Source organism: Candidatus Aquicultor sp., assembly GCA_036504445.1.
Taxonomy (GTDB): Bacteria; Actinomycetota; Aquicultoria; order Aquicultorales; family Aquicultoraceae; genus DASXVE01.
The window spans coordinates 1-1,709 of record DASXVE010000022.1 but is presented as its reverse complement, the minus strand read 5'-3'; the positions used below and the strand labels follow the sequence as shown (position 1 = coordinate 1,709).

General features: G+C 52.6%; 1 protein-coding gene. It reads right to left on the bottom strand.

The window, feature by feature from the left end:
• Window positions 1-1,709: Ig-like domain repeat protein (locus VGK02_05690; GenBank protein HEY3374537.1), on the bottom strand; the 1,709-nt coding region annotated here is incomplete at both ends.

The following is a 1,709-nucleotide window of genomic DNA, read 5'->3' as shown; positions in this document are numbered from 1 at the left end:
TGCGCCGCCGGTTCCATCCCATTGGTAATAGGTCGTGCCCGGCTCGGACGAGGTAAGCGTAATCGTCGTTGCCGATTTAAACCAACCGTTGGTGCCGTCTGGTGTTATTGGGCTGGTTGAAAGTGTCGTTGTCGGCGCGATAATATCGTTATTAACGTTAATAAGAACTGAGGTTGTCGATGACTTAGCGGCATTATCCGTGACGGTAAGTCTAATCGTATACTGCCCGTTTGCAACGGTTCTCGTTCCAAAGGTTCCGAGCGTGCCGTTGGTTACCGGCGTCGTCGGGTTGGTGATCGTCGTCCAGCTTGACGGTGATGCCCCGGCACCATACTCCAGTTTGTAGTTTGCAAAGTTGGTGTCAGATGCCGTACCGGTAATGGTTATGGTATCTACTACTGTTGCATTGTTTGCCGGTGCGCTAATTGTTGCCGTTGGGCTACTGTAATCTACTTTCATGGTGTGAATCGCAGAGCTTGTTTGATTCCCCGCATTGTCAACGGCGATAATCTGCCAGGTATGGCTGGTCTCGGTAAGCATTGCGACTGTTGCAGCTGAGAGTGTCGATCCTGTTACCGTCTGGTCCGTTGCGCCATCGATCTTGATAACGTAGTTTGCAATACCGCTCGATGTGTCGGTTGCCACAGTCCAGGTAAGCGTTGGTTGCACGCCTGAAGCCCAGCCGTTATCCGCCGGGGTTGATAGTATTGCCGCCCCCGGGGCTGCTGTGTCGACTTTTATTACTTGGCTCTTGTTGCCCTCGGTATTGTTAAGCGAGTCTTTTGAGTAAAAGTACAGCGTATGGCTGCCTTCAAATGCTGCGAAAGGAACAGAATACGTAGACCACGCGCCGCCGGTTCCATCCCATTGGTAATAGGTCGAACCCGGCTTGGATGAGGTCAGCGTTATTGTCGTTGCCGATTTGAACCAGCCGTTTGAGCCGTCTGGTGTTATTGGGCTGGTTGAAAGTGTCGTTGTCGGCGCCGCGTGATCCACATGCACCAGGATCGATGCCGGTGTTGCACTGTTGTTTGCCTTATCGGTTACCCTTAGGCGAATCGTATAGTCGCCGTTTGGAAGCAAACCGGTGTCAAGTGAACCAAGCGCGTTGTTAGTTACCGTCGTCGTCGCACTGTTTATAGTAGTCCAGCTTGACGGCGATGAGCCTGCGCCGTACTCGAGCGTATAGTTGTTGAAGTTGGTATCCGCTGCGGTACCCGTTACGGTGATCGAACCGGTTACATACGTATTATCAAGTGGTGCCGTAATCGACGCTGTCGGATTAGTCACATCAACCGTAAAAGTACGCGAGGTTGATGTGGCCTGGTTGCCTGCGTTATCAATCGCAACAATCTGCCAAGTGTGTGAGGCTTGGGTCAGTGTACCCGCGGTTTGAGTTGTGACGACTGCACTGCCTACCGTCTGATTGTCGGCACCATCGATCTTCACAATATAATTCGCCAGACCGCTGGATGCATCGGTCGCACCGCTCCATGTCAGGGTCGGCTGCTGGGTATTTACAAAGCTCGCATCCGCGGGAGTTGTAAGCGAAAGCCCCGTCGGCGCTACCGTATCGACTTTAATCGCCAAATTCTTATTGGCCTCGGTATTAGCCGCTGTATCTACTGAGTAATAATACAGTGTATGGTTTCCTTGTTGTGCGGCAAGGGCACCCGTGTAGGTCGTCCATGCGCCGCCGGTTCCATCCC